The sequence below is a fragment of the Candidatus Zixiibacteriota bacterium genome (genome assembly GCA_026397505.1).
Taxonomy (GTDB): Bacteria; Zixibacteria; MSB-5A5; order GN15; family PGXB01; genus JAPLUR01.
Genome location: JAPLUR010000040.1, coordinates 1 through 5,980 on the forward strand (window position 1 = coordinate 1; position 5,980 = coordinate 5,980).

Below are 5,980 nucleotides of genomic sequence, written 5' to 3' on the forward strand. Positions count from 1 at the left end.
TCATAAATGGCACAGAAACAATGAAATAATAAAAACCATCAAAAACATGATACAAAAAGCAGCCTAAATAAATGAAAAAAAGGATATACCAATTTCCACACTAATATTGACATTACCGGAGCGGGTCCACAATATTTGCGATTGATCGCGGCCTGCGATCCGCCACTTGAATAATGAACAATATTTACTACACTCTTGCCGCCTTCAATCTTGAGTCGACACGGCCTTCGCCTTCTTTGACTTTTCGTCGCCAATCGCTTATAATTGCTCCGTTGAACTTTAACGAGGCCGTTTATGATTGACCGCAACACCGCTCTGGCTCTGATGGAAGCCAAAATTACCAATAAGAATCTCCGAAAGCATATCCTTTCCGTCGAAGCCGGGATGATTCGTCTGGCGGAGCATTTCGGCGAGGATCAAAATCTCTGGGGCCTGACCGGTCTTCTGCATGACCTCGACTACGATGTTACCGTCAAACAGCCGGAGAAACACACTTTCATCACCGAGGACTGGCTCAAGGAATTTTCGTTGCCGCCGGAAATGATTTATGCTATCCACTGCCACCCCGGTCATGCCGTATGCCGCACGCGGCTTGATTGGGCCTTGTACGCCACCGATCCCGCCACCGGTTTTCTGGTCGCCTGCGCTCTCATGCATCCCTCAAAGAAACTGGTCAATATTGATGCCGAATTCATGCTGCGTCGCTTCAAGGAAAAACGATTTGCCGCCGGCGCCACCCGCGAAAATATCGCCGCCTGCTCCAATCTCGGATTGGAATTGCCCGATTTTCTGCTTCTGATTCGAGACGGAATGTTAACCATTTCTGATATTCTGGAACTTTGAAAACTCCCGCCGTCATCTTTCGCAGAGAGGTCCTTAGCTGGTCGCTCTACGACTTCGCCAATACCATCTATTCGATGAATATCCTCTCGCTTTATTTCAAGCGCTGGGTGGTCGAGGACCTCGGCCGCGATGGCCTGTACTATGATATCGCCTATTCGCTCTCGATGCTTCTGGTCGGCCTCATCATGCCGGCGCTCGGAGCGTTTTCCGACCATTCTCATAAGAAGAAACTCTTTCTGCTTCTCTTCACCCTGTTCTGCTGCATCTCGATCGGTATCATACCGCTCCTTCCGGCAACATTATTTCTTGTCTTAATAATAGTCTTCGGCCTGTCGAATTTCTTCTATGAAGGAGGAATGGTCTTCTATAATTCCCTTCTTTATTCGGTGGCCGATGGTCCCAATGCCCGGTTCGTCTCCGGTTTCGGCGTCGCCATCGGTTATCTCGGTGCTATCTTCGGCATGATCTTTGTCCTCCCGGCGGTGACCGGGAATATCTTCGGAATTCATATCCCCGGAATAGAAGGTACCGGCAAGACCGGCGCTTTCCTGCCGACAGCCATCTTTTTCTTCCTTTTTGCCCTGCCGACTTTTATCTGGGTCAAAGAGAAGACCGGCCTGCCCGATCACAAAGTGGAAATTAAAAAAGCTTACCGCGAGGTCTGGGAGGGTATCAAAGACACTCGGAAATATCCCGGCGTTCTTCGTTTCCTGATTGCCGACTATTTCTTCGAGGATGCTGTCGCCACCGTCATCCTGAATATGGGCATTTTCTCCTCCATAGTGCTCGGTTTTTCCGATGCCGATCTGACCATTTTCCTAATCATTTCCACGATCTCCGCCATGGCCGGTTCATACCTTATTGGAAGGTTTTCACGGAACGCCAGCTTGAAGCACATGATGAATGTCATAATATCCGGCTGGCTGGTGGTCCTTTTATTATTTGCCTTCGTTCAGGACAGGATGCTGATTTACGTTCTTGGTTCGATGATGGGCGCGCTTCTCGGCGGACTCTGGACTATCTCCCGCCCCCTTCTGGCCGAAATGGTCCCCCGGGGAGAGCTGGGACGGTTTTTTGGCCTTTATTCTCTTTCCGGCCGGGCGGCCGCAGTGCTCGGCCCGGTGGTATGGGGAATCATCGTTTATCTTTTCAACCCGGCTCGCCCGCTGGGAAAAGGAATGGTGTCGCTGTTGGGCCTTTCCCAGCCGGCCGCAGACAAACTTCCTTATCGCCTGGCCGTAATCTCATTAGTAATTATGATGAGTATCGGTTTATTCATTTTCCGAAAACTTCCCGGACACAAGGGATAGCCCCGGAGACAAAGCTATGCTTGGCAGTGCCAAATATCACGAATATAAAGGCTGCATACACATTCATACTACTGATTCCGATGGTACCAAAACCATCGATGAAGTCGCCGAAATCGCCGGCTCGGCGGGCCTGGATTTTATCCTGGTCTCCGACCATATGATCCTTAAGTCACGCGAAGCGGGCAAAGAAGGCTTCTATAAGAACACTCTGGTTCTGGTGGGATATGAACATAACGATCGGGAAGACTGCAACCATTATCTTCTCTTTGAAACCAATCGGGTGCTTCCGGCCGACATGACCCCTCAGGAATATGTGGCGGAGGGGAAATTGCAGGGGGCCCTGGGTATAATCGCGCATCCCGATGAAATTCGTCCCCGGCTGGGGAAATACCCATCCTATCCCTGGCTGGCCTGGGATGCCCAGGGGTACGATGGCATTGAAATATGGAATCAGATGTCGGAATGGATGGAGAACCTCAAACCATACAATAAAATAAAAATGGTCTTCTCACCCCGCCGTTTTATGCGCTCGCCAACCGACCGAATTCTCCAAAAGTGGGATGAACTCAGCCGCCGGCGCAAGGTGGCCGGACTGGCAGCGATTGATGTCCATGGCTATCCTTACCGAATGGGACCTTTCCGCATCACCATTTTCCCTTACAAAGTCCAGTTCAAATCCTTGCGCACACACATTCTCCTCACCGAGAAGCTCTCCAGAGACCTGACTGTCGCCCGCCGCCAGTTGTATGATGCAATCCGCGATTGCCGCCTTTTCGTTTCCAATTACCGCTGGGGCGAAGCCTCCGGCTTCGAATTCTATGGCCACCGCGGCGGCGAATGGGTCATTTGCGGCGGAACTCTATCCTCTTTTGAAGGCGCCCTGCTGCTGACCCATACCCCCGAGAAGGGAATCATCCGGCTGATCGGCAACGGGCGTATCATGGCCGAATCAAAAGGAGATAAGCTCGAATTTGCTCCGTCCGAGAATGGAATCTAACGGGTCGAGGTATACAAAGGGGACAAAGGCTGGATTTTTTCCAATCATATTAGAATTGGACTGTAATATTCCATTATTGATATAGTAATGACAATCGGCACGGATTGAAGCATAACCCCCGGAAAAATCTCCGCTCCATATTCCTTGTCTCGCGCATTTTCTTCATGGTTAATATTTTCACAAATAATTGTTGACTTGATTAATCGGAGTTTCTATTTTGACCAATTGAAAATATTGGATTGAAAATGTTTGAGACCTTCTTCCCGATTCTCTTTCTCGTTGTGCTGGTGGCCGTTATCGCCGTCGTTATGGCCCTTCTCTCCATCATCTTAGGCCGTCGCACGCGGGGCGGCGCCAAAGGGGAACCTTATGAAAGCGGCATCAAACCGGTCGGAGATACCAAAGAGAGATTCCCTGTAAAATTCTATCTTGTCGCCATTTTGTTCATAATTTTCGATATCGAGGTGGTCTTTCTTTACCCCTGGGCGGTGATCTATAAACAGTTGGGCATGTTTGGATTTGTCGAAATGCTGGTATTTGTCGTAATCCTGTTAGTAGGTTATTTTTACATCCTTGGGAAAGGAGCTTTAAAATGGGATTAGAAGAGAAAATTCCCGATTCGATAATCCTCACTTCGCTCGATAAAATGGTCAACTGGGCCCGCAAGCGCTCCATGTGGCCGCTTGGTTTCGGTCTGGCCTGCTGTGCCATCGAAATGATTTCCGCCTTTGCTCCCCACTTCGATCTGGCTCGCTTCGGCATGGAAGTAATGCGGCCATCCCCCCGCCAGGCCGACCTGATGATTGTCGCCGGCCGGGTCTCGGTAAAAATGGCGCCGGTGGTGAAACGCCTTTACGATCAAATGCCCAATCCCAAATGGGTCATCTCCATGGGTGCCTGTGCCTCCTGCGGCGGGATTTTCAACAATTACGCCATTGTTCAGGGCGTCGATAAGATCATCCCGGTCGATATTTATGTCCCCGGCTGCCCGCCGCGTCCCGAGCAGTTGATGGAAGGAATACTCAAGCTTTACAAGAAGGTCGAACAGGAATCTCTTAAAGGGAATAGAGGAAAACCGGCAGCTTGACCTCAAAATTCATCTGTCGATCTGAAATTATTCAGGAGTGGCGCGGGAAATACTGAAAGCTATGGAAGATAAACTGCGAGAATTCTTCAAAACCGTTTTCCCGGATGTCGTCATCCGGGAGGATTTTTTCCGAAACCAACTGTCGTTTTATATTCGGAAGGAATATCTTTTTGATATCTGCAAATCTCTTCAGAAGCATCCCGATTTTGCATTCAATTTTCTTTCGGATATTTGCTCCCTGGATTGGTTAGACAATCCTGAAGCGGCCGATGGCCGCTTTGAAGTTATCTATAATCTCTTTTCGCTCAAAAATAGATATCGTTTCTTCCTGAAAGTAAAATTGTCCAATGAAAAGCCGGAAATTGACTCTCTGACCTATCTCTGGCATACCGCCGACTGGCTCGAGCGGGAAGTCTACGACCTGATGGGTATCATCTTCATCGGTCATCCCGACCTGCAAAAGATTGTGACGCCCGATGAATTAGAGGGTTTTCCGCTCCGCAAAGATTTCCCGCTGACTTACGAAGTGCCGCAGTTCTCATATAATAAAGACGAACCGCCGGAGCTGATTCTGTGACCGAAGCCGCCGGCAAGAGAACCATGACCCTCAATATGGGGCCGCAGCATCCGGCCACCCACGGCGTTCTGCGCGTGGAGCTGGAGCTTGATGGCGAAACCGTGGTCAAGGCGACCCCCCATATCGGATATCTTCATACCGGTATCGAAAAGAACGCCGAATCAAAGCTGTACTATAAAGTCATTCCGATGACCGACCGGATGGATTATCTGGCCCCCATGTCCAATAATCTCGGCTATTGTCTGGCTGTGGAAAAGCTTCTCGAACTGGAAATGCCGGAAAAAGTAATCTATGCGCGCGTCCTCCTGACCGAATTGACCCGAATTGCCTCGCACCTTGTCTGGGTCGGCACTCATGCTCTGGATATTGGTGCCATGTCAATGCTTCTCTATGCTTTTCGCGAACGGGAGATGATCATTGATATATATGAAGCCTGTTCCGGTCAGCGTATGATGTCCACCTACTTCCGCATCGGCGGGCTGGCCTACGACCTGCCTGAAGACTTCGACCGAAAAGTAAGAAATATTCTCAAAGTGCTTCCCGACCGGATAAAAGATTACGAGCGCCTCCTAACCGACAATAAGATTTTCCGCAAACGGACTATCGGTGTCGGATATATTTCCGCCGATGATGCCGTCAACTGCGGTCTCACCGGCCCGACCCTCCGCGGTTCCGGGGTTAACTATGATGTCCGCAAAACCAATCCCTATTGCGGTTATGACAAATTTCAATTCGATGTGCCGCTTGGAAAAAATGGCGATGTCTATGACCGATACCTGATCCGGATGGAGGAAATGCGGCAGTCGCTCCGGATCGTGCAGCAGGCGCTTGATAGTATGCCTGCCGGACCTTTTCGGGTTCATGCTCCGGGCATAGTGCTTCCTCCCAAGGAAGATGTTCTCTCTAAAATGGAATCTCTCATATTCCATTTCAAGATTATCACCGAGGGTTTCAAGCCGCCGAAAGGAGCGGTTTACCAGGCGATCGAGTCTCCCAAGGGTGAACTCGGTTATTATATTTCCTCCGATGGAACCAACATGCCGCATCGGATGCGGGTACGTCCCCCTTCATTTGTCAATCTTTCGGCTCTGCCTAAAATGATTGAGGGAAGGCTGGTCGCCGACGTTATCGCCGCCATCGGCTCCATTGATATTGTACTGGGTGAG

At 49.9% G+C, this 5,980-nt stretch carries 6 protein-coding genes and 1 pseudogene; all 7 read left to right on the forward strand.

The genetic code is table 11. The features are described from left to right. The first annotated feature begins 297 nt into the window (after nt 1-297). Complete coding sequence (locus NT002_02210) at nt 298-843, forward strand: HDIG domain-containing protein (GenBank protein MCX6828084.1); 546 nt, start codon at nt 298-300, stop codon at nt 841-843. Then, entirely contained in the window at nt 840-2,153 is a 1,314-nt protein-coding gene (locus tag NT002_02215) for an MFS transporter (protein MCX6828085.1), read from the forward strand. Before NT002_02210 ends, NT002_02215 begins: the two co-directional genes overlap by 4 nt. Before the next feature lie 16 nt (nt 2,154-2,169). Beyond that, a complete protein-coding gene (locus tag NT002_02220; protein ID MCX6828086.1) occupies nt 2,170-3,150 on the forward strand; it encodes a histidinol-phosphatase in 981 nt (326 codons plus the stop codon). A 245-nt stretch (nt 3,151-3,395) separates the two neighbouring features. Next, the gene (locus tag NT002_02225; GenBank protein ID MCX6828087.1) at nt 3,396-3,752 is read left to right on the forward strand and encodes an NADH-quinone oxidoreductase subunit A; all 357 of its coding nucleotides are present in this window, start codon (nt 3,396-3,398) and stop codon (nt 3,750-3,752) included. Then, nucleotides 3,743-4,192, forward strand: a pseudogene (locus NT002_02230) (NADH-quinone oxidoreductase subunit B). The gene NT002_02225 and the pseudogene NT002_02230 overlap by 10 nt, the downstream one beginning before the upstream one ends. A 106-nt stretch (nt 4,193-4,298) precedes the next feature. Continuing rightward, nucleotides 4,299-4,814 (forward strand): NADH-quinone oxidoreductase subunit C, encoded by a 516-nt coding sequence (locus NT002_02235; GenBank protein MCX6828088.1) that lies wholly within the window; start codon nt 4,299-4,301, stop codon nt 4,812-4,814. A 23-nt stretch (nt 4,815-4,837) separates the two neighbouring features. Continuing rightward, the coding region (gene nuoD, locus NT002_02240) for an NADH dehydrogenase (quinone) subunit D (GenBank protein ID MCX6828089.1) at nt 4,838-5,980 on the forward strand (1,143 nt) is incomplete at its 3' end.

Coding starts and splice junctions, on each gene's coding strand:
- NT002_02220 (MCX6828086.1), top strand. CDS start 2,170: ATGCTTGGCAGTGCCAAATATCACGAATATAAAGGCTGCATACACATT.
- NT002_02225 (MCX6828087.1), top strand. CDS start 3,396: ATGTTTGAGACCTTCTTCCCGATTCTCTTTCTCGTTGTGCTGGTGGCC.
- NT002_02235 (MCX6828088.1), top strand. CDS start 4,299: ATGGAAGATAAACTGCGAGAATTCTTCAAAACCGTTTTCCCGGATGTC.